The 23,339-nt window shown below is 38.3% G+C and carries 25 protein-coding genes; 8 read left to right on the top strand and 17 right to left on the bottom strand.

Going from position 1 to position 23,339, the window contains the following annotated elements:
* The first annotated feature begins 117 nt into the window (after nt 1-117).
* From ACFOY7_RS13300 to sigK, 7 genes are all read left to right on the top strand, one after another.
* Entirely contained in the window at nt 118-2,451 is a 2,334-nt protein-coding gene (locus tag ACFOY7_RS13300) for a Na+/H+ antiporter subunit A (protein WP_390252586.1), read from the top strand.
* Nucleotides 2,452-2,790, top strand: a complete 339-nt coding sequence (locus ACFOY7_RS13295; RefSeq protein WP_390252585.1) for a Na(+)/H(+) antiporter subunit C — start codon at nt 2,452-2,454, stop codon at nt 2,788-2,790.
* The gene (locus ACFOY7_RS13290) at nt 2,786-4,264 is read left to right on the top strand and encodes a Na+/H+ antiporter subunit D (RefSeq protein WP_390254095.1); all 1,479 of its coding nucleotides are present in this window, start codon (nt 2,786-2,788) and stop codon (nt 4,262-4,264) included. The genes ACFOY7_RS13295 and ACFOY7_RS13290 overlap by 5 nt, the downstream gene beginning before the upstream one ends.
* A 6-nt stretch (nt 4,265-4,270) precedes the next feature.
* Nucleotides 4,271-4,747 (top strand): Na+/H+ antiporter subunit E, encoded by a 477-nt coding sequence (locus ACFOY7_RS13285; RefSeq protein ID WP_390252584.1) that lies wholly within the window; start codon nt 4,271-4,273, stop codon nt 4,745-4,747.
* 53 nt (nt 4,748-4,800) lie between these two features.
* Nucleotides 4,801-5,055, top strand: a complete 255-nt coding sequence (locus ACFOY7_RS13280; protein WP_390254093.1) for a Na(+)/H(+) antiporter subunit F1 — start codon at nt 4,801-4,803, stop codon at nt 5,053-5,055.
* On the top strand, nt 5,036-5,407 hold the full coding sequence (gene mnhG, locus ACFOY7_RS13275) for a monovalent cation/H(+) antiporter subunit G (protein ID WP_390252583.1): 372 nt from the start codon (nt 5,036-5,038) through the stop codon (nt 5,405-5,407). Before ACFOY7_RS13280 ends, mnhG begins: the two co-directional genes overlap by 20 nt.
* 308 nt (nt 5,408-5,715) lie before the next feature.
* Nucleotides 5,716-6,417: an RNA polymerase sporulation sigma factor SigK gene (sigK, locus tag ACFOY7_RS13270; protein ID WP_390252582.1), complete on the top strand. Its 702-nt coding sequence runs from the start codon at nt 5,716-5,718 to the stop codon at nt 6,415-6,417.
* A 48-nt stretch (nt 6,418-6,465) separates the two neighbouring features.
* Here the strand turns inward: sigK and mtnN are convergent, their stop codons facing one another.
* Both mtnN and ACFOY7_RS13260 read right to left on the bottom strand, forming a co-directional pair.
* Nucleotides 6,466-7,158: a 5'-methylthioadenosine/S-adenosylhomocysteine nucleosidase gene (gene mtnN, locus ACFOY7_RS13265; protein ID WP_390252581.1), complete on the bottom strand. Its 693-nt coding sequence runs from the start codon at nt 7,156-7,158 to the stop codon at nt 6,466-6,468.
* A 12-nt stretch (nt 7,159-7,170) separates the two neighbouring features.
* On the bottom strand, nt 7,171-7,863 hold the full coding sequence (locus tag ACFOY7_RS13260; protein WP_390252580.1) for a YrrS family protein: 693 nt from the start codon (nt 7,861-7,863) through the stop codon (nt 7,171-7,173).
* 184 nt (nt 7,864-8,047) lie between these two features.
* Between ACFOY7_RS13260 and ACFOY7_RS13255 the strand changes: the two genes are divergently transcribed.
* Nucleotides 8,048-8,278 (top strand): hypothetical protein, encoded by a 231-nt coding sequence (locus ACFOY7_RS13255; RefSeq protein ID WP_390252579.1) that lies wholly within the window; start codon nt 8,048-8,050, stop codon nt 8,276-8,278.
* 62 nt (nt 8,279-8,340) lie between these two features.
* Here ACFOY7_RS13255 and greA read toward each other — a convergent pair whose 3' ends face one another.
* The 15 genes from greA to cymR form a co-directional block, all read right to left on the bottom strand.
* A complete protein-coding gene (greA, locus tag ACFOY7_RS13250; protein ID WP_390252578.1) occupies nt 8,341-8,817 on the bottom strand; it encodes a transcription elongation factor GreA in 477 nt (158 codons plus the stop codon).
* A gap of 221 nt (nt 8,818-9,038) precedes the next feature.
* Nucleotides 9,039-9,680, bottom strand: a complete 642-nt coding sequence (gene udk / locus ACFOY7_RS13245; RefSeq protein WP_390252577.1) for a uridine kinase — start codon at nt 9,678-9,680, stop codon at nt 9,039-9,041.
* The gene (locus tag ACFOY7_RS13240) at nt 9,673-10,341 is read right to left on the bottom strand and encodes an O-methyltransferase (protein WP_390252576.1); all 669 of its coding nucleotides are present in this window, start codon (nt 10,339-10,341) and stop codon (nt 9,673-9,675) included. Before ACFOY7_RS13240 ends, udk begins: the two co-directional genes overlap by 8 nt.
* A 103-nt stretch (nt 10,342-10,444) precedes the next feature.
* Entirely contained in the window at nt 10,445-11,599 is a 1,155-nt protein-coding gene (gene mltG / locus ACFOY7_RS13235; RefSeq protein WP_390252575.1) for an endolytic transglycosylase MltG, read from the bottom strand.
* Between the two features lie 295 nt (nt 11,600-11,894).
* Nucleotides 11,895-12,182, bottom strand: a complete 288-nt coding sequence (locus tag ACFOY7_RS13230) for a DUF1292 domain-containing protein (protein WP_390252574.1) — start codon at nt 12,180-12,182, stop codon at nt 11,895-11,897.
* 18 nt (nt 12,183-12,200) lie between these two features.
* Complete coding sequence (gene ruvX / locus ACFOY7_RS13225; RefSeq protein ID WP_390252573.1) at nt 12,201-12,617, bottom strand: Holliday junction resolvase RuvX; 417 nt, start codon at nt 12,615-12,617, stop codon at nt 12,201-12,203.
* Nucleotides 12,610-12,879 (bottom strand): IreB family regulatory phosphoprotein, encoded by a 270-nt coding sequence (locus ACFOY7_RS13220; protein WP_390252572.1) that lies wholly within the window; start codon nt 12,877-12,879, stop codon nt 12,610-12,612. Before ACFOY7_RS13220 ends, ruvX begins: the two co-directional genes overlap by 8 nt.
* 171 nt (nt 12,880-13,050) lie before the next feature.
* Nucleotides 13,051-15,684, bottom strand: coding sequence for an alanine--tRNA ligase (gene alaS / locus ACFOY7_RS13215; protein ID WP_390252571.1), 2,634 nt, complete (start codon nt 15,682-15,684; stop codon nt 13,051-13,053).
* Between the two features lie 351 nt (nt 15,685-16,035).
* Entirely contained in the window at nt 16,036-17,109 is a 1,074-nt protein-coding gene (locus ACFOY7_RS13210; RefSeq protein WP_390252570.1) for an AI-2E family transporter, read from the bottom strand.
* Nucleotide 17,110: 1 nt separating this feature from the next.
* Complete coding sequence (locus tag ACFOY7_RS13205) at nt 17,111-17,302, bottom strand: hypothetical protein (protein ID WP_390252569.1); 192 nt, start codon at nt 17,300-17,302, stop codon at nt 17,111-17,113.
* 116 nt (nt 17,303-17,418) lie between these two features.
* The gene (gene recD2, locus ACFOY7_RS13200) at nt 17,419-19,788 is read right to left on the bottom strand and encodes an SF1B family DNA helicase RecD2 (protein WP_390252567.1); all 2,370 of its coding nucleotides are present in this window, start codon (nt 19,786-19,788) and stop codon (nt 17,419-17,421) included.
* Between the two features lie 19 nt (nt 19,789-19,807).
* Entirely contained in the window at nt 19,808-20,473 is a 666-nt protein-coding gene (locus tag ACFOY7_RS13195; RefSeq protein ID WP_390252565.1) for a tetratricopeptide repeat protein, read from the bottom strand.
* A 133-nt stretch (nt 20,474-20,606) separates the two neighbouring features.
* A complete protein-coding gene (mnmA, locus tag ACFOY7_RS13190) occupies nt 20,607-21,716 on the bottom strand; it encodes a tRNA 2-thiouridine(34) synthase MnmA (protein ID WP_390252564.1) in 1,110 nt (369 codons plus the stop codon).
* Between the two features lie 14 nt (nt 21,717-21,730).
* A complete protein-coding gene (locus ACFOY7_RS13185; protein ID WP_390252563.1) occupies nt 21,731-22,873 on the bottom strand; it encodes a cysteine desulfurase family protein in 1,143 nt (380 codons plus the stop codon).
* 18 nt (nt 22,874-22,891) lie between these two features.
* The gene (gene cymR, locus ACFOY7_RS13180; protein WP_390252562.1) at nt 22,892-23,311 is read right to left on the bottom strand and encodes a cysteine metabolism transcriptional regulator CymR; all 420 of its coding nucleotides are present in this window, start codon (nt 23,309-23,311) and stop codon (nt 22,892-22,894) included.
* Between the last annotated feature and the right edge of the window lie 28 nt (nt 23,312-23,339).

Below are 23,339 nucleotides of genomic sequence, written 5' to 3'. Positions count from 1 at the left end.
TGCGGGACAAGCTATTTGAAGGGTGCTCTGCTCTTGTGTTTCTGCATATTTATAGATTAAAATAAAAGAAAGCACGTTTTTACTAATAAAAAGATACATAAGGGGGATCATCACTAGATGTTATTTGCCGTGTTTTTGCCAGCGATACTGGCGATCTTTATTCCATACTTTAGCAAATGGAAGGAAAAAATACATACAGGCTATTTTGTTTTACTAGCACCACTAGCCATTTTTATTTACTTTGTTTCCTTTGTTGGAAAGGATTTTGAACCAGTCACACAAAATTATAATTGGATCCCGTCACTGAATATTGGATTTGATTTTTACCTTGATGGTTTAAGCTTATTATTTGTCCTGTTAATCAGTGGGATAGGGTCTTTAGTTGCTTTCTATTCGATTTTTTATCTGCACACAACAGAACGACTGGACCAGTTTTACGTATATTTGCTCCTTTTTATGACAGCGATGTTCGGGGTTGTACTATCAGACAACGTTTTTGTTCTCTATTCTTTCTGGGAATTAACCTCCATTTCTTCATTCCTGTTAATCGGTTATTGGAATTATAAGGAACGTTCACGATATGGTGCAATGAAGTCGATGCTTATCACTGTATTCGGTGGGTTAAGCATGCTTGGCGGGTTTATTCTGTTATCAATCATTACGGAAACAACCAGTATTCAAGCAATGATTGCACAAGCAGATGTGATTTTATCACATGACTATTTTGGATTGATTCTAGGTTTTATTCTTTTAGGTGCATTTACTAAATCTGCCCAGTTCCCATTCCATATTTGGCTGCCTGACGCAATGGAAGCACCAACACCTGTCAGTGCATACTTACACTCTGCGACAATGGTTAAAGCAGGGATCTTTCTTGTGGCACGCTTTACACCAATCTTCTCTCAAAGTGAATGGTTCTTCATTTTAGTCAGCGGAATTGGAATTTTAACACTTGTATGGGGATCATACATGGCTGTTCGCCAGACAGATTTAAAAGGGATTCTTGCTTTCTCTACGATAAGCCAGTTAGGTATGATTATGGCAATGCTTGGGTTTGGTACAAGTACAGCGATATTTGCTGCTGTTTTTCATATTTTGAACCATGCGACATTTAAAGGAAGTCTTTTCATGGTTGCAGGGATTGTGGATCATGAATCAGGTACAAGAGATATTCGTAAATTAGGCGGATTAGCTACATTAATGCCGGTCTCTGCCACACTCGCATTTTTTGGCACCTTCTCCATGGCAGGTGTTCCATTTCCATTCTTAAACGGCTTTTACAGTAAGGAAATGTTCTTTGATGCAAGTATTCACTTAGAAGAATCCTCCTTGTTGATTGCTGAACTGTTACGTACAGCTATTCCTTATTTAGCTGTTTTCGGTAGTATATTTACATTTGTTTATTCGATGTATTTAGTTTTTGGAACATTTATGGGGAAAAAGAAATTGGAGCAATTGCCGAAGAAACCGCATGAAGCGCCAATTGGCATGCTTGTCCCACCGATCATTTTAGTATTAGGTGTGATCATTATTGGAATTACGCCAGAGACGTTTAATGGTTCACTTATTGCCCATGCTGCTGAATCGATTTACGGTGCGCCAATCGAAAAACATATTCACTATTGGCATGGCTGGATAACGCCGCTGTTTATGTCACTTGCAGTTGTGGTAATTGGGGCTCTTTTAGCAGTGGTACGGAAATCGTGGAGTGGGATATATCACTTCCTGCCAGGTAAGTTAAGCTTCAATAAAGTCTATAATTTTATTGTTGATCAATTGGAAAAAACGTCTGCGCGAATTACCAACAGCTATATGAATGGCTCATTAAGGAGATATATGATCCTTATCTTAGGGGCAATTCTTATTTGTACCTTCACATTTATCGGCCTTACGGGCGGTTTTGCGTGGGATACAAGTAACTTAGCGGAGATTACTGTCCACGAAGTATTAATTGCTGTTGTGATGGCTGTGGCGGCAATTGCGACGATATTTACGAGAAACAAGATCGGATCTATTATCATTCTGGGTGTGGTTGGTTACGGATTATCCTTGCTCTTCATCGTATACCGTGCACCAGACTTAGCGTTAACACAATTAGTTGTGGAGACAATCACTGTTGGATTGTTCTTACTATGTTTTTATCATTTACCAAATTTGCGCGAACGGACAGATACGGTTTTTGAGAAAACGACAAATCTTATTATCTCTGTTGGTTTCGGATTATTGATGACAGTTGTAGCAATCTCTGCACACAGTACCAAATTATTCGATACCATTTCCGGTTATTTTATTGAAACATCACACGATATTGGTGGCGGTGATAATGTCGTTAACGTAATTCTGGTCGATATGCGAGGGCTTGATACATTGTTTGAAATTGTTGTACTGGGAATTGCAGCATTAGCTATCGTCGGAATGATTAAATTACGCGACAAGAAGGGGGCAAAATAAATGGAAATCATTATGTCTATTCTTGCAGGCGTTCTTTTTACAACAGGTGTTTATAACTTGCTGCAAAAGCAATTGTTACGAATCATCATTGGTACCGCACTGATTTCCCATGGTGCTCACTTATTTATCTTAACAATGGGAGAATTAAAACGAGGAGCTCCACCAATCTTAGATTATTCGATTGAAGACTATACCGACCCATTGCCACAGGCATTAATTTTAACATCAATAGTTATTAGTTTCGGTGTAACTAGTCTACTATTGGTACTAGCTTACCGTGCATCAAAAGAGAATGGGACAGATAATATGGAAAAATTGAGGGGAAGCGAAAATGATTAGTAATTTAGCAGTATTACCGATTGTTATACCACTTGTGGCTGGTATACTTGCAATATTCTTTCATAAAAAGTTACCGATTGTAAGAATATTCACCCAGGTGGTCTTGGCAATCAATCTTATCGTCGTGTCGTTTTTACTTTGGTATGTCAATCAAAATGGTACAGTAGTTCTTGAATCCGGTGATTGGTCAGCCCCTTTCGGAATCGTTCTGGTTGCTGATATGTTGTCCACCTCACTTGTTTTAACAACGAATATTGTGGCATTTGCATGTGCGCTCTATGCACCAAAGTCGTTAAGTGAAAAACAAGAAGAATTTTATTTCTATACGTTTTTCTTACTTTTAATCACAGGTGTTTCAGGCGCCTTTACAACAGGTGACTTGTTTAACCTGTTCGTATTTTTCGAAGTATTGTTAATGGCATCATATGGATTAATTGTGCTCGGCGGGAACAGAGTTCAGCTCCGTGAGTCCATTAAATATGTTTTAATTAATTTGTTTTCTTCCATGCTTTTTGTAACAACCATTGCTTTTCTTTACTCTGTCGTTGGGACAGTGAATATGGCGCAGATTTCACAAAGAGTTGCAGAAGAAGGCCAAACTGGCATTCTTACTGGTATTGGAATTTTGCTGTTTTTTGTTTTTGGTACAAAAGCTGCCCTATTTCCGCTGTACTATTGGCTGCCTAAACCTTATGTTGTACCAAACCCGGTAGTGTCAGCACTGTTTGGTGCATTATTAACAAAAGTAGGTATCTACTCCATTTTGCGTGTGTTTTCTTTAATCTTTTTCCATGACCAAATGGTGTTTGATTTCTTTCTATGGATTGCTGGATTCACGATAATTTTTGGAGCGATCGGTGCCTTATCAACAAACAATATCAAAATGATTATTGCTTATAATATTATTCCTGCCATTGGCTTTATGCTTATGGGAATTGCGCTATTGAACGAAAATGGTCTAAGTGGCTCAATTTACTACTTAATCCAGGATATGATCATCAAATCTGCCTTATTTCTGTTAGTAGGCGCTGTTGTCTATTTAACAGGCACAAGCGACCTCAGGAAAATCAGAGGGCTGATCCATCATTATCCACTGTTAGGATGGCTTTTCTTCCTGTCTGCCTTTGTTTTAGCAGGTATACCTCCATTTAGTGGTTTTATTGGTAAATTACTTCTGATTGAGGGTGCGTTTGAACAAGGAGAAATCGCGATTGCCATCATTGGTTTAGGCGCAAGTTTGCTTATCCTATACTCTGTTATGCGAATCTTTATCAGAGGATTCTGGGGCGAGAAAGATGAGTCGATTGTACCTGACCGGAAGAAAGCCAGAGGTTTTATTGTTCCAATTGCCTTCTTGCTTTTCTTCAATGTTTTACTTGGGGTTGGAGCTGAATGGTTCTATCCAGCCATTGAATCAATCGGAAGCTACTTATTAGATCCGGAAATATATATTCAATCTGTATTAAAGGAGTAAACCACTATGCCTCTTCAGATTATTTTAAACTTTATTATTGCAATAATGTGGATGTTTTTGAGCGAAAGCTACCACTTCCCTTCGTTTCTGACAGGGTTTATTATCGGTGCTTTACTGCTGTTTCTTTTAGGCCGGTTTATACCAGATGCCTTTTACTTGTACCGGGTATGGAAAGTCCTGATACTCGTTTTCCTTTTCACCAAGGAACTTCTTTTGTCGAATATCGAAATTGTGAAATGGGTATATAAACCTGGTCGTGATTATAATCCCGGAATTTTCGCAATGCCAACAGATTTACGGAGCAATTGGGAAATTACCATGTTAACATCGCTCATTTCCTTAACACCTGGAACGTTATCTGTCGCGATATCGGATGATAATGAAGTGATTTACATTCATGCAATGGATATCGATGATAAAGAGGAAGCAATCCATGCAATTAAAGATTCATTCGAGAAGGCGATTATGGAGGTGACGAGATGAGCGAACTTTCCCCATTCTTGAAAGAAGTGATCGAGGTTCTTACAGTTATTTGTATGGTTGTTATTACCATATCAATAACTATACTGCTCTATCGTGTTGTAAAAGGACCTACTAATCCTGATCGTGCAATTGCTCTTGATGCGATTGGCATTAACCTTATGGCAATGGCTGGACTTGTAGCAATATGGATTACGACAACTCGTTTAAATGATGTCATTTTACTAATCGGTATTCTATTATTTATCGGGACCATTGCATTGGCAAAATATTTAGAAAAGGGTGTTATCATTGACAGGAAACGTGATTGAAGTAATATCTGATATTATCGTCATATTGTTACTTATCTTCGGAACATTTTTTATCATTTCAGCAACAATCGGTGTTATCCGGTTTCCTGATGTCTACACAAGGTTACACGCATCTACCAAAGCTGCGACACTTGGTATTTCAGGCATACTGATTGGTGCGTTTATCTTTTTATATGCAGAACACGGAATTGTCAGTGGTAAGCTTATCCTGGGGATCATTTTCGTATTATTAACAGCACCAGTTTCGGCACATATGATCGGCCGAGCCGCCCATACTTCCGGAGTCGAGCCATGGTCGAAAACTGGCGAAACACGAGATGAATATGCTGATTTTAAAAATAAAGGCTCATAAACAAAGCTACCTTCACTAATAATAGTGAGGGTTTTTTTGTGCTTACATATAATTTAGCGAAAATAAGACAGAGAATGTACTTTTCCTTAGTAGAGTCAGTAAATAACCTTCGCTTTCCCTAGCGGCAGTATAGCACTCTCTATAATAATAATGGACATTATACTGATAACGCATACATTTTATAATTTATACTTATATAACTTCTTTTCACTGGACAATCTCTTTTTCGATATTTCTGACACAATGGACAAATTATCTACATATGATGAAATATGGGCGAATACCTACTCTAGTTAGGAGGTGTGAGATTGTCAATCCTGCTTAGTTTAATGACATTGGTTAAAGAAGCTTTATTTTTTGTTGCGTATGTAAAAAACAATACCTTCCCTCAACCACTTCCACCAGATGAAGAAGCCAGAATGATCGAAAAAATGGCAGATGGTGATGAATATGCCAGAAACAAATTAATTGAACATAACCTGCGTCTGGTCGCACATATTGTGAAAAAATTCGAAAACACTGGGGAAGATGTGGAAGATCTTATTTCGATCGGAACAATAGGCTTAATTAAAGGGATTGAGAGCTATTCCAGTGATAAAGGGACCAAACTAGCCACATATGCAGCAAGATGCATTGAGAACGAAATTCTGATGCATTTACGTGCAATTAAAAAAACAAAAAAAGATGTCTCACTTCAAGACCCAATTGGCCAGGATAAAGAAGGGAACGAAATTAGTTTAATCGACATATTAGAAGCTGAAAATGATGATATTACAGAAGCCATCCAACTCCATATGGAATTAGAAAAGATTCAAAAATACTTACGTGTATTAGACAATCGCGAAAAGGAGGTACTTATCGCCAGATTTGGGCTTGGAAATAAAGATGAATTGACGCAAAGAGAAATTGCTAAAAAACTAAATATCTCAAGAAGTTATGTATCACGGATAGAAAAACGGGCATTAATGAAAGTCTTTCATGAATACTATCGAAATGAGTTAAAGAAATAAACTGAAAAGCAGCTGGTTGCATGCCAGCTGCTTGTTTTTAAGAGATACTTAGTTAGCACTTTTAATAACATTCATAATCAAATTAGCGGCATTCTCAGCAGCTTTTGTTAAAAATGCATCAAATGATACGGAGGACTCTTTCCCAGCGATATCTGAAAGGGCACGAATCACTACAAAGGGTGTTTCAAACTGATGACAAACTTGAGCAATTGCTGCTGCTTCCATCTCTGCTGCTATTAAATCCGGGAATTTCTCGCGAACGAATGCAATCTTCCCCTCATCTTGCATAAAAGAATCCCCAGTGGAAATGAGCCCTTTCATTGCTTTAACGTCAGTTAATTGCTTTGCAGCATCCATCGCTTTTTCTGCCAATACCGGATCTGCTGAAAAGGTTGCCGGCAAACCTGGCACTTGTCCATATTCATAATTGAAAGCTGTCACATCCACATCATGGTGGACAACTTCAGAAGAAATAACCAGATCACCCACTTCTAAATCACTGTGGAACCCACCTGCTGAACCTGTGTTAATTACATATTCCGGCTCGAATTTCTCAAAAAGAATCGTTGCAGCAATAGCCGCATTAACTTTCCCGATTCCGGATTTAAGAAGAACCACTTCTTTTCCTTCTAATTCACCAACAAAAAAATCACTTTTTGCGATAATTGTATGTTCCTTAATATCCATCTTGTTTTTCAGTAATTCTACTTCTTCATCCATTGCTCCGATTATACCGATCATTGCTGTTCCTCCTTATTCTATATCTTTCTCGATCAGCTCTTCCACTAATGTAGGCTGCCACCCTTGCTGGTCTACCCATGCTAGATGGACCCGATAAATTTCTCCTTCATTTGATTTCGGAGATACGGTAATTTCCACTGCTTGGTCTCCTGCCCTGCCAGCCCACCATGTTGTTTGTTCTTTAACAGGTATACCTGTAGCTGCTTCTACAGCTCGACTCATTTCTTGTCTATCGATAGAGCCATTATCATAATTGGTTGTATGAGGCCCTTCCTGTTCTGTACCAACGGGTTGCCAATTCCCTTCATAGGCTCTTTTTACATTCTCATCAGTTGCTTCTACTTCATACGTTTCTGCACCATTTGTATCTGTTTCTTCGTTGTTTTCTGACGACTGGCTTTCTTCCTCTTCCGTTTCTTCTACCCTTATACCCTCTTCATTGCTGGCTTCATTATCCTTTTCCGCATCCTCGGAGAGATCTCTTTCAAATATCACTTGATTTTCCTCTTCATTCACATTTCCTTCTTCGTTATTCATTGTTTGATCATCTGGTGTTGCCTCATCATTTCCGCCAAAGAATATCATCGCAACAAGCAAAACTAAGAGCACAACGCCTAATATGTATAGTATCGTCAGAGCTTTTGTGTTTTTTCTTTTTTTACTAAAACGATTTTGTCTTGTTCCTTTTCCATAATCATCAGTCATGTTCTTCACCCTCCCGGAACTCTATTATACTAAATTATATATCGCCATAGCAAAAAACAATCTATAGAAAAATGTTAAATTTCTATTACGCTTTTTTTCTTTTTTTGTCATATTTGCAGGATTTTGAACATATATATGGAATATAACCAATAGATTTTTCTATAAATAGTTAGGAGTGTGAATATTGTTGAGAACCGCTACTTTTAATCGTGAATTGTGGCAATTGAACTCCTTTGAATCAATTAGCTATGACAAAGAGAAATTAACACTTTATATTCATTGTTTTGATGGTACATTACAATTTCACTCCATTACAGAAGATATTCTCTTTGCACTAATTTTAGAAAAACAAAAAGAAAAATTTATAGAAGAGAAATTAAAACCCGATCATTTATGTGAAAAATTAAATGCATAATGTTAGATGTACATAATCTGTTTAAAAAGGATGCCTATTGATATAGACATCCTTTTTTCCATCTATTCTACTTTTAATATTTTTACTGCCATATCCCCAGCTGGTGTTGGAACTGTTAACTCTTCGCCGACAGAGTGCCCTAGCAGGCTTTTTGCGATTGGAGAGTCGTTTGATATCTTCCCTTCAAAAGGGTCAGCTTCCGCACTGCCGACAATTGTATAGCTTTCTTCTTCACCTTCAGGCAGTTCCTGAAATGTGATTGTTTTACCTAATGCTACGATGTCAGGATTATCTGTATCGTTTTCAATAATAACCGCATTACGAATCATATTTTCAATCTGAGCAATTCGTGATTCAACAAATGCCTGCTCATCCTTAGCAGCATCATATTCTGAGTTCTCAGATAAATCACCAAAACCTCTCGCGATCTTAATGCGTTCTACGACTTCCTGTCGTCTTTCTGTTTTTAAATATTGTAATTCTTGTTCTAATTTTTCTTTACCTTCATCCGTCATATAATAACTTTTTTCTTCTGGCATGTCCTACACTCCTTCTATATACATTGTGCCGATTGATTGTTCATGTTTGTTGTTTCATTTTATGAATCAATCTGTTAAATATCCCTAATATTTATAGCTTGGTTTATTGAATAATGGAATCATTGAAACTTGCTATAAAATATTTTACTAACCATTACTATGGCAGATTTTATCGTTTTTTTCAATAGTTTTCTATCTGTTTCTATTACCTAATTTACGCTTTAAACATTCCCATTGCCTTCATGAAGGATTTTTTCTATCTTTGTTGCTAATAAGTCTATCGCAACAGTATTCTGACCACCTTCGGGAATTATAACATCTGCATAACGTTTGGAAGGTTCAATGAATTGCAAATGTGCCGGTCTAACTGTTTGAATGTATTGATTGATAACGGAATCAATCGATCTGCCTCGTTCTTTAATGTCGCGGAGCAATCTCCGGATAATTCGAAGGTCAGCATCTGTATCTACAAACACCTTAATGTCCATTAACTCTGTTAACCTCGGGTCATCCAATATTAATATCCCTTCAATGATAATAACATCCTTTGGCTCGATCGGAATAACATCCTGCGATCTTGTATGCAATGTATAATCATATACTGGTTTATTTACAGGGTTATGGTCCAACAATGCTTCAATATGTTCAATTAATAAATCATTATCAAAAGCCAGGGGATGGTCATAATTTGTTTTTAACCTTTCCTCCATCGGCATTTCTGACTGATCTTTATAGTAATAATCCTGCTCGATTACTAAAACAGACTGGTCTGTAAAACGGTTTTGTATCTGTCTTGTTACAGAAGTTTTTCCCGAACCGGATCCTCCTGCAACTCCAATGATGACTGGCTTCTGCTTATTCATTTTTGCTTGACACCTCTTCATGCTCAATCGGTACACTTATTGCTACCCCGTCGCCCACTGGAATAATGGTAGTATGATAACGGTTATGGCTTACTAACCATTGATTGTATCGATCAATTTTTTGAGCTAATTTTTGCATTCGCTTCGTTGTTTCTGTATGGTTTGCTACAAGTCCGCGGAATAACACATTGTCTGTTATAATGATCCCGTTCTGACTTAACATTTTCTCATACATCATAAAGAATTTCTGATACTGGCCTTTTGCTGCATCGATGAAGATCATATCATAAGGCGCTTTCTGGCTGACTTGTTCTTCTAATTGTAATGCATCACCAAATAAAACATCGATTTGAGCTTCCTTTTGGTTTTTTACTATATTACGGGATGCACGTTCATACATTTCCGGATCCCGTTCGATTGTTACGATACTCGTTTCCTTATATGTATCAGCCATTCTTAAGGAAGAATACCCGATAGCTGTACCTATTTCAAGAATTTTGCTCGGTCGCTTGATTCGGATCATTTGTAATAAAAAGGCGATTCCGACCTTATCCATTACAGGAACAGCGTGTTGCTCCGCCTCTTCCTCTAATTCTTTTACCCATGTTTCCTTATTTTGATTAAGTTTCTCTAAATATGATATTATATTCGGATCTATCAATTATTGCCCCTCTTTTCACTGTGAAGATATGAAACCAATTAAGAGTACTGCTGCTTTACATGGGAAAAGCAGGGCGTCTTTTTAACCCCTGCTTGTCCATTTATTATTCTTGTGTGTGGATATATTGCTGCTCATAAGCTTGGTGTTGTTCATATGTTTCAGAATAATGCACATTTCCCTCAGCATCTGCTAAGAAATATAAATAATTGGATTGTTCTGGTTCTAACACTGCTTGCAGGGAACTTTCCCCGAAATTAGCAATTGGTCCAATCGGCAGACCCATTACGTGATACGTATTATATGGTGATTCAATCTCATAATCAGCATATGTAAGTCGTGATATATGCTCACCATGTGCATAAATAACCGTCGGATCTGTTTGGAGCATCATATCTTGTGCCATTCGGTTATAGAACACTCCGGCAATACGTTTCCGATCTTCAACAGAAGGTGCTTCTTCTTCCACTAATGATGCAAATGTTACAATATCATGTACAGTAAATTGTTCCATTGCCTCCATCTGATCAATGTATATAAACAGAATGTCCTGTGACTTGTTCAGCATGTTTGTAACAATCTTATCAATGCTAGGATCTTCTTCATAGAATTCATAGGTTGCCGGGAATAAATAGCCCTCTAGCGGGTATCGGATATCTTCCGCTAAGATTTCTTCTGTTAAAATGTCAGGATATTTTTCCATTAACTCTTTTATATATTCCTGATCATTCATTTTTTCTAAAAATTCTTCACGATTGACTCCGGCATTCTCTTCAAAAATGGTGGCAATTTCTTCTATATTACGGCCTTCTGGTACAGTGACTCTTAATACAGCTTCTTGATAGACAGCACCTGTTTCTAATTCTGCTGTTATTTCAGCCAATGTCATTGAAGGAGAAAGTGTATAATCACCCGCTTGGAAATCTGCTGCATTATTGAATTTGACATAAAACCGGTAAATGAGGCTGTTATGTATTAATCCTTCTTCCTCAAGAATTGCGGCAATATCTGATGTACTGGAACCTAGCGGGATATTGATCTCAATCTCTTCCTCACTATCCGGGTCAACTGGTGCGACACCATTAGCAACATATTTATAGGCGGAATATCCTCCTATTATGATAAAAGCAATTAATACAATAAAAATAAAGAAAAATATTTTTCTCGCAATACTTGCCTCTCTCCCTCGCTCTTGAGCGATCTCTTTATATGTTGGTTTCTTTTTCTCTTTATTGTTTGAATCGTCGGTACCCTTACTCATCAGGTATCCCCCTTTCACCCGATATATTATACTACAATTTTCGTCAGAGGGAAACACAGGAAGGAAGATTAGCCATAAATTGTCTTTTAATTGTAATATTTCCTCGGTATATTTTAGGAAGTACTAATGGGTCAGTTGGTGTCGACTTATTTTCATACTATGGTTCCCTTAGCAATCCACGAAAAATCACGAGACTCCTAAAGGGCCAGCATACGCTGAAAATCCAACAGTATTAGTGTCATGTTCAAAAAAATAACAACCCGCTTTCATTAGGAAAGCGGGTTGTTGGTGTTATTTATTCAGCTAAGTCTTCGTTATCAGCAATGGTATTTAAGACCTCTTCAACCATTTCCCACTCTTCTTCTGACTCAATTTGGAAAAGGGCAAGGTCGTCATCATTGTCTTTTTCTTCATAGCGGAATGCAAACACTTCTACTTCTTCATCATCTTTTTGTTCTGCAGGTACTACAGCTACATAAGATTGTTCTGTTTCATCCACATCAAATGTAAATAATACTTCAAATAAATGTTCTTCCCCGTTTTCATCAGGGATAATAATTCGTTCTTTTTCTTCTAATGCCACGGTAAAAACCTCCCTTGATTATATACTATCCAAATATCCTTGTAATATCATCACAGCAGCCATTTTGTCGATTACTTTTTTTCGTTTTTTACGGCTCATATCCGCTTCGAGTAACACTTTCTCTGCTGCCATTGTCGTTAATCTTTCATCCCATAACACAACATCAATAGAAAATGTTCCTTTTATGAATTCAGCAAATTGCTGTGAGGCTTCTCCTCGTGGACCAATCGTTCCATTCATATTCTTCGGTAATCCGATCACAACCTTGTTCACATCATACTCATCAATTAATTGTTGGAAATCTCTCTTAACTGAATCGTAATTCGGCTCTTCCCAGTATAGTGTGGTGAGCCCTTGTGCTGTCCAGCCAAGACCATCACTCACGGCAATTCCGATCGTTTTTGAGCCAACATCGAGTCCTAATACTTTATTCATTATGTTTATTCATGCGGATGTAATATTGAACTAACTCCTCAATAATCTCATCACGCTCAATTCTCCTTATTAAATTTCGTGCATCCTTATGACGGGGAATATATGCTGGATCACCTGATAATAAATAGCCAACAATCTGATTAATCGGATGATAACCTTTCTCTTCCAGTGCTTCGTGTACGAGTAATAAAACTTCACTTACATCCTTTTCAACAGGCTCATCAGCTAAATTAAACTTCATTGTTTTATCCATTCCATCCATGGAAGCACCCCCATTAAATTGCTATAACGCGATTATGAAAATTTACAGCAAACAACTGCTTTTCACAAACATCATTTTATCACGGCTAATCGTAACCGTCTGTAAGCACCCACTGATGGGAGACTTACTTTATCTACCCATTATACAGCTTATCCTTCGAAAATTCCAAGATTAACCTTGTTTTTGCGCATATTTTTCTACATAGTCCAATGCTTCCTGTAATTTGCTTGGATCTTTTCCACCTGCTTGGGCCATATCTGGACGACCGCCTCCGCCGCCTCCGCAGATTTTAGCCGTCTCTTTAATTAGATTTCCAGCATGATATTCTTTGACTAAGTCTTTTGTTACACCTGATGCGAGTTGTACCTTACCATTTTGAACGGCAGCTAATAAAATAATGGCAGATCCGAGCTTTTGTTTCATATCATCTACCATTTGACGTAATTGATTCATATCAGAAACATCCACTTGTTTTGCTAACACATTGATCCCATTGATCTCTTTCACATCATCTAAAATGGAAGATGCCTCTAATTGAGAAATCTTGCTTCTGAGAGAATCAATTTCTCGTTGTTGATCTTTCATCTCGCCAAATATTGCATCAATACGGTCATTTACTGAATCTTCTTTTGTTTTTAAAGATTGTGCAGCTAGTTTAAGCTGATGATGCTTATCCTTAACATACTGGTAGGCACCTTTTGCTGTCACTGCTTCGATCCGTCTTGTACCAGCTCCAATACCTGATTCTGAGACAATCTTAAACAAACCAATCTCTGCTGAATTACGAACATGGCAGCCGCCGCAAAGTTCTAAACTGTAATCACCAATTTGCACAACACGTACAACATCGCCATATTTCTCGCCAAACAGTGCCATTGCACCCATTTCTTTTGCTTCCGCCAATTTTTTATTCGCTATGTCCACAGGGATTGATGCCCAGATTTTTTCATTTACTCTCTGTTCGATTTGGGCTATTTCCTCTTCTGTCACTGCACCAAAATGAGAAAAGTCAAATCGCAGTCTCTCTGCAGCAACCAATGAACCAGCCTGGTTGACATGTGTTCCCAACACATCTTTTAATGCCTGATGCAATAAGTGTGTTGCCGTATGGTTCTTCACAATATACTGGCGGGATGCTTGATCAACATTTGCGGTAATTTGTTCACCTTTTGCCAATGATCCTTGTTTAACAACGATTTTGTGCAAGTTCTGCCCATTTGGTGCTTTCTGGACATCTATTACTTCAGCTTGTCCATTATCTGATTGAATCAAACCTCTATCAGCAATTTGCCCGCCACTTTCGGCATAAAAAGGTGTTTCTTTTAATATCACGTATGCCTCTTGGCCTTCTGTAACCGTATCTGCCGTTGTTTTATCAATAACAATCGTGCTGATTGTCGTTGTCACAGCTAATTGGTCATATCCAACGAATTGGCTTTCCTCTGTAATACTTGCTAAAACTCCATCCTGGATCTGCATGGAATCAACTTTTTGTCTCGCATTACGGGCACGGTCCCGCTGTTTTTCCATTTCCGTTTCAAAACCTGCTTCATCAATTGTAAAGCCAGCTTCTGCCACATATTCTTCGGTTAATTCTTTTGGGAAGCCATACGTGTCATATAAACGGAACACTTCCTCCCCCGGGAAGATGGTGCTTCCATTTGCTTTTTCTTTTTCCACCACAGAATTTAAAATCTGTAAACCTTCTTGCAATGTTTCATGAAATCTTTCTTCTTCTGTTTTGATTACATTTTGAATAAATTCCTGTTTTTGCTTTACTTCAGGATAAAATGCTTCCATGATTGCTGCAACTGTCGGTACAAGCTCGTACATAAATGGTTTCTCGATACCAATTTGTTTCGCATATCTTACCGCTCGGCGCAACAGGCGACGTAATACATAGCCGCGCCCCTCATTTGATGGCAATGCTCCATCACTTACAGCAAATGTTACTGTTCGAATATGGTCAGCAATTACTTTAAAAGATACGTCTGCTGACACGGATGTATGGTATGTCGTATTGGCGAATTTTTCTGTTGCTTGAATAATCGGTAAAAATAAGTCTGTTTCAAAGTTTGTTTTTGTCCCCTGGATCACACTTACCAGTCGTTCCAATCCCATACCTGTATCAATGTTTTTCTTTGGCAGTGGTGTATAGGTATCGTCGGGATTATGATTAAATTGAGAGAATACTAAATTCCAAATTTCTAAATAGCGTTCATTTTCCCCGCCAGGATATAGTTCTGGATCTTCCGGATCATTACCATAACTTTCGCCGCGATCATAGAAAATCTCTGTATTCGGTCCACTAGGTCCCTCGCCAATATCCCAGAAGTTTTCTTCGATACGGATAATGCGTTCTTCGGGCAAACCGATTTTTTCACTCCATAATTTGTATGCTTCTTCATCTTCAGGGTGAACCGTTACAGATAATTTCTCTGGATCAAATCCAATCCATTTCTCCCCTGTCAGGAACTCCCAGGCGAAATCGATCGCTTCTTCTTTAAAATAATCACCAATCGAGAAATTTCCCAGCATTTCGAAAAAAGTATGGTGACGGGCTGTATACCCGACATTTGTAATATCATTTGTCCGAATCGATTTTTGCGCATTGGTTATGCGCGGATTAGCTGGAACCACTCGTCCATCAAAATATTTCTTTAATGTAGCAACACCACTGTTAATCCATAAAAGGGTCGGATCCTCATTCGGCACTAAGGAAGCACTTGGCTCCACTGCATGACCTTTTTCTTTAAAGAAATCGAGAAACATCTGACGCACTTGTGCTGATGTAAGATTTTTCATGTTAAAAGCCTCCATTATTTTTAATTAATAAAAAACTCCCATCCCTGCAATATGCAGGGACGAGAGTATCATTTCCGCGGTACCACCCTAATTATAGCAATCAATGCTATCAACTTAATGTCCGTAACGTGGACGTGTGACGGCAGGTATTAGCTGCACTTCGAACTAGCTTCAATGACCATTGCATTTAGAATTTCTTTCAGCCTCAGGAAATTCCTCTCTTCAAACGGTAGCCATCTACTCATGTTCTTCAGCGTTTTATACACTATTTATGTTTATTCATTATAAGCATAACAATCGGCCTGCAACATTCACATAGGCCTTCGCTAGCATATTATAGAAAACTTTTGCCTATCTGTCAATTTCTTTTACCTGTTTGATAATTAACGGGACTGCCACACGACCTACTGCCAGCAAAGGAATTGCTAATATCATCCCAACAACTCCGGCAATTTTGGCTGCAATAAACAATGTCAAAATCAAATAGACTGGGTGAATGTGCATACTTTTTCCGACAATAAACGGGGATAATAAATTTCCTTCCGCTAATTGCACCACCATAACGATGAGAAGTACATACCAGACCATATTCGGGGAAACTGTAAAAGCAATTAAAAGTGCTGGAACGGCCCCAATAATCGGGCCGAAATATGGGATGAAATTCGTGAGCCCAATAATAACCGCCAATAACAAAGCATATTTCATCCCAATCCATTTTAACAGGAAAAAACTTAACAGACCAACCAGAAAGCAGACAAGGATCTGCCCCCGTATATATTGACCGAAGCTGTCCTCCATCTTATCTGCTAGATTTTTAGTAAAAGCTTGGTATTTTGCCGGGATGATTCTCAGGATGCTTTGTTGTAATTTTTCATAATCTTTTAAAAAATAAAAAGTCAAGATAGGAATAACAGCAAGCATAACAAACATATCGAACAATACTGTAATATTTTTCATTAAGGCTGTAATTCGATCAGCTAAGTCTGTTTCCATTTCATTCAGAAAAGCATCCATCCGATCATGAAACCCTTCTGGCAAAAAAGAGGTCTGATCATATAAGTCAAAGATAAATAAACGATAGGCATCAACAAGGTTGGGTATATTTGTTTGGAACTCCTGAATTTGCTTGATCATCATCGGAAAAGAATAATATATACCTAATCCTGCAAGCAAAAAAAATAGTAAATAAATCGATAAAATGGCAACTGGCCTTGGAATTTTCTTTTCATGTATCCACTCAACAACCGGATGCAGCAAATAAGCAATTAATCCTGCGATTAGAAATGGCAAAAGGATTTGAAAGATAATGATTAATATATTTTTATAGAATGGAAATAATATAATCACTAAATATAAAAATAAGACAGTCAAACAGAGGATAATGAGCTGTAGAACGATTCTGATTTTTTTTGTTTGATCTGCCATGTTAAGATCTTTCCAACTTTCGTTCTTCTTCTGGGAACAAATCATTCAATGAACTGAGTGAACCATCTAACTCTACTTCATGTAAATGCAAGATGTTATTATGGATGGATAGTTCAATATAACAATTCCAGCAATAATATTGGTTCGACCCAATGATACCAATATCTTTACTCCGACAGTTTGGACAAATCACAAGAACTTCCCTCACTTTAGCGTTTTTCCGTCAGTATTACCAAACGGCTGAGAATTATACTGTTTTTGTTCGGATTTTTTACAGACTGGTTTCACTGCAAACAAAAAACACACCTATTACGATAGATGTGCTTTTTCCATAAAATCATAAGGAGAGAATTCTTCTTGTCCTACTTCTACTGCAAGCAGCTTCTCATCTGCTGTCATTTCACTTGCTTCCTTTTCATCCAAGCCAAAAAGTTCATGTAAATAACTTACCAAGGACGTATAACGCTTGTTCGTATCCTCTGTCATCACCCCACGCAAAAATGCCTCTTTATCACCGCAAATAATTAACGATTGTTTGGCTCGTGTGATTCCTGTATAGATTAAATTCTTTCTTAACATCCGATTATAGCCTTGTATTACTGGCATAATCACAATTTGGAACTCACTGCCCTGTGATTTATGGATCGACGTACAATATGCATGCATGAGATTAATCAGGTCTGGTTTGTTGTAAGCAACTTCCCGCTCGTCAAATGTGACAACAAGCTGTTCTTCCTGATCTTCATTTTCATCTTTTTCAAAAATGGCAACAACTTCTCCGATATCTCCATTATAAACTCCATCTTCCGCCTGGTTCACCAGCTGAATAACTTTATCTCCTTTACGGTAAATTGTTTCACCAAAGCGCATTTCTCTGACACCATTTGAGTTCGGATTAAGAATGGCTTGCAGTTCTTCATTTAATTTGTGAATCCCTGCCTTCGACCGGTACATTGGTGCCAATACTTGGACTTGTTTAGGATCAACACCTTTTTCATATGCCTTCTTAACAATCTGTTTTACGATATCAACAACTTGATACTCTTTGCATTGGAAAAAATTAAAATCATTTGCTTTGATCAGTGTATCCTCTTTAACTTGGCTGTTTTTTATTTCATGGGCAAGCTGAATAATTTTTGATCCTTCTTTTTGACGGTAAACTTCTTTTAACTGTATTGAAGGGATAGCACCACTTGTGAGCAAATCAGACAATACTTGACCTGGACCAACAGATGGGAGCTGATCTTCATCCCCGACTATTAATACTTGCATATGACTTGGAATGGCACGGAAGAGCTGGTATGCAAGCCATGTATCGACCATGGAGAATTCATCAATCACTATCATTTTTCCTGCAAGCTGGTTATCTTCATCTTTGTCAAACGTCTCATTGCCATCCCAGCCTAATAAACGGTGGATTGTCATACTTTCAATACCTGTCGACTCTTTCATCCGCTTTGCCGCCCTGCCTGTCGGGGCTGTTAAGACGAATGGATATTCCTGGTCATCATCATAGTCATCTTTATCCAGGGAAACATCATGGATTTGAGCAAAGGCATTAATAATCCCTTTGATTACCGTTGTTTTCCCTGTTCCAGGACCGCCAGTTAATATCATCAATTTTTCCGATAAGGCGGTTTCTATCGCTTCATATTGCTCTTTACCGTAACTGATCACTTCATCTTCCTCAATTTTACCGACAATTTTCAGTAACTCCGCATCAGTAAAGGTTCTTTCCAGCTTCTTATCAGCAATCCGCTTCACTTGGGCACAGAAACCTGTTTCTGAATAGTAGAGTGATGGCAGATAAGCTTTTCGGTCATTGACAATAATTTCTTTTTCTTTATTCAATTCAACGATTTGCTCTGTCATTTTATCTGGTGAAATATTGTTCGTCACACCATCCAACAGCACATCCATTTCACTCAGCAAATAATCTAATGGCAAATAGGCATGACCATCCTGAATGCTGTTTTGCAGAACAAAAATACATGCAGCTTGAAGCCTTGTCGGATGGTCCACTGTAATCCCATTCTGTCTGGCGATCTGGTCTGCCCGGAGAAAACCGAAACCTTCGACTTTGAACACAAATAAATACGGGTTATTCATCAAATGATCTAAAGTCTCTTCCCTGTAGGCACTATACATTTTCTGTGCCATTTTCAGGCCGAACCCGTACTTGGACAGTTCAATGACAATATGCTCAAATCCCTGGTTCTCCTGTAATATTTGATAAATCTTTCCTTGCTTTTCTTCTGGAAGTCCTTTTACTTTGGCGAGGACTGTTTTGTCATTCAGTATTTGTGATAAGGCTGTTTCCCCAAGGGTTGTCACAATCCGCTCTGCGGTTTTCTTGCCAATCCCAGGAAATAAGTCACTGGACAGATAGGCAATAACCCCTTCTTTTGATTCAGGCAAAAAACGCTGATAGCTGTCAACCTGGAACTGCCGTCCAAACCTTTTATGCTCAACCATTCTCCCATAAAATTCATATGTCTCTCCTGGATCAAGTCTGCGAAAGTAGCCTTTTACAACAATCTCTTGCTCGTCCAAGTTTTGATTAGTCTCAATTACTTTAATTTTAGCAATGGAGAAATGCTCGTTTTTATTTTCGAAAATCGTATGGATCATTTCCCCTTTTATGAAATTTTTTTGATCAACGATTTGTTCTGTTTCCATTGCCAAAATACCCCTTTACTTACTCATTTTCGGCTAACATGATTTCAATTTGAGACTTGCCATTGCTTGCAAGCAAATGATCTGGCTGAATCTTGATTGCTTCATCAAAGTGTGCCAATGCTTGATTTACATCATCATTATATAAGCTGATCACACCTAAATTATAATGGGCATCACTATGTTCTTTCTCTAATTCTAACACTTGTTCGAAGATTGCTTTTGCTTCCGTAAGCTGCTCTGTTTGCGCTAGCGCTAATCCATATTGGAACAGAACATCTGCATCATCCGGCTTCAATTCGTTTGCCCGCTGCAAATAGGGCAAAGCGATTTTGAACTTCTCATCATACAGACATGCCATCCCTAACATAAAGTGTACATCAGCTTCTTCTAAGCCCAAAGCCAACGCTTTTTGGTAGTTTTCCCTCGCCTTGCGGAAATCATCTTGTTCAAAATAGACATTTCCTAAACCGTAGAAGGCTGTCGCCGCTTTGTCATCAAGTTCTGTTGCTTTTGTATAAAAACGTACCGCACGCTGATATTCTTTCATATGTAAAAGTAAATTCCCAAAATTAATATAATGAACTGGGTCTTCAGGATTTTTCTCTATTGCCTCAGTAAAATATTTCGCCGCTTCTTCTAATTTTCCTTCTTGCATTAATTGAATACCTTGATCTATTTCTGTCATTTTAACAATACCTCCATACTCTATTTTACTCGAACTTTATCAAAAAATTAAGAGAAACTTGACTTGACGCCAACTCCTCTTAAGCAGTATAAAGAGAGGACAGCCTTTTTATAAAAAGTACTGTCCCTTCATTTTATCCAACATAATCTAATGCTTGATCGTTTTTTATTACTTCGTCAATGGTTCCGCCACCAAGGCATACTTCGTCTTGATAGAAAACAACTGCTTGTCCTGGTGTAATTGCACGCTCACTGTTATCAAAAACAACTTTAGCTGTTCCGTCCGGATTTGGATACACGGTTACTCCCGTATCTGTTTGGCGATAGCGGAATTTCGCAGTACAATGGAACGCTTCACTAGGTTGTTCATTAATCCAATTAATATCAACAGCAGTAAGACCGTCAGAATAGAGTGCATCATTTTCATATTCTTCGCCAACATACAGAATATTTCGTTCTACATCTTTCCCGACAACAAACCATGGCCCGCCAGAACCGCCGATCCCTAGGCCTTGTCTTTGACCAATAGTATAATACATTAACCCGTCATGCTCACCTTTCTCTTCACCAGTTAATGTCATCATTTTGCCTGGTTGTGCTGGCAGGTATTCGCTAAGAAATTCCTTGAAATTCCGTTCACCAATAAAGCAAATTCCTGTACTGTCTTTTTTCGTTGCTGTAGCCAATTCATGTTCTTTGGCAATTTTGCGTACTTCCGATTTCGGTAAATGACCTAATGGGAACATTACTTTGCGCAATACGTCTTCTGATAATTGATTCAAGAAATAGGTTTGATCTTTATTATCATCCACACCTCTGAGCATTTCGACACGATCACCATCACGTCTGATCTGTGCATAGTGGCCTGTCGCAACATAATCTGCCCCAAGAGATAAGGCATGCTCCAAGAATGCTTTGAACTTTATCTCTTTGTTACACATCACATCAGGATTTGGTGTTCGGCCTGCTTTATATTCATCAAGGAAATACGTAAATACTTTGTCCCAATATTGCTTCTCAAAATTCACCGCATAATAAGGGATATCCAATTGATTACACACTCTAACTACATCATCAAAGTCTTCTGTTGCTGTACAAAAGCCTGTTTCATCTGTATCATCCCAATTTTTCATAAAAATACCGACAACATCATATCCTTGTTCTTTGAGTAACAGTGCAGTAACAGATGAATCTACCCCACCACTCATTCCAACAACTACTCTTGTATCTTCTGGTTTTTTCATGATTTTCACCACCTTTATTTTGTTAATCGTTGTACAATTTTACCAACCTTTTCTGCTGCTTCGACTACATTTCCTTCATTATTCGCATATCCAAAACTGAAACGGATTGAATTTGTTGTACATGGGTTATTTTCCGAGAACATTGCTGTCAGGACATGGGACGGCTCCACAGAACCTGCCGTACATGCACTGCCGCTTGATGCTGCTATACCGCTCAGGTCAAAATTGGTTAAAAGCTGCTCAACATTCGCACAGGGAAAACTAATGTTCACCACATTGGGGACACGTTCACTGTCCACCCCGTTAATAGAGAAATCAATAGCTGCTTCGTTTAATTTCTCTAAAAATAAATCCCGGTATTTCTGATAGCTGCTGATCCGTTCTTCACGCTGTATCATTGAAATTTCTATTGCCTTGGCAAAGCCAGCAACTCCAGCTACATTCTCTGTACCTGCTCTTCGTTTACGTTCCTGTTCTCCGCCAAACTGCTGGGCATTTATTTTCACATCTGGATGGATATAAAGAAATCCAACACCTTTTGGGCCATTGATCTTATGGGAGGACACTGTAAGCAAATCAACACCTAGTGCTGTTACGTTAATTGGCAGCAACCCGTATGCCTGGACAGCATCTGTGTGAAAATAGGCTTGATGTTCTTTTAACAGGTTGCCTATCTCTTCAATTGGCTGGATAACACCTGTTTCATTATTTACCATCATCACAGAAACCAAGACCGTGTCATCACGTAATGATGATTTTAATTGTTCATAGTCAATTGTTCCATTTTCCAGCACATCCAAATACGTTACCTGATATCCTTTCTTTTCTAAAGCCTGTGCGGCATGGAGTGTTGCATGGTGCTCCATTTTTGTTGTAATGATATGCTTTCCTTTATCTCTGTTCGCCTCAGCCACACCGAGTAAGGCCAAGTTATCGGCTTCCGTCCCGCCACTTGTGAAAATGATGTCTTTCTCACTAGCACCAATCGACTTCGCTGCAGTCATCCGGGCTTTATCTAATAATTGTCTAGCTTTTCTTCCAAAAGAATGAACACTAGATGGATTTCCAAAATTATCTTCCATTGTTTCTACCATTACTTGCAAAACATCTGGATGGATTGGTGTTGTTGCGGCATGATCTAAATAGATTGCTTTCATTCTCGTCAGTCCTTCTTCTTAAATGTAGAACATATACGGATCTTGTGTTCCTTTTTCACCATATGTCGATAAATCTTCTAATGTCGTTGTATCAAGTACATCTTTCACGGCATCTCTAATTCGGATCCATAACTCCTGTTTGGCAGGTTCTTCGTCCTCAATACCTTCTACAGGCGTAATCGGACCTTCCAATATTCTGATAATATCCCCTGCTGTAATTTCATGCGGCTCTTTCGCTAAAACATATCCGCCATATGCACCACGAATACTTTTCACTAAGCTTGCATTTCTAAGTGGTGCAACAAGCTGTTCTAAATAATGTTCCGATAAATCATTTTCCTTTGCAATTGTTTTTAAAGACATTGGCCCATTGCCATTATTTTTGGCTAATTCGATCATAATGGTTAGTCCATATCTTCCTTTCGTTGATATCTTCATCTCTGCACCTCATTTTTCCCAATAGTGA

The sequence above is a fragment of the Gracilibacillus xinjiangensis genome, assembly GCF_042651765.1.
Taxonomy (GTDB): domain Bacteria; phylum Bacillota; class Bacilli; order Bacillales; family Amphibacillaceae; genus Gracilibacillus; species Gracilibacillus xinjiangensis.
The sequence above is the reverse complement of the archived record's forward strand: the minus strand, read 5'-3'. Positions and strand labels throughout refer to the sequence as shown.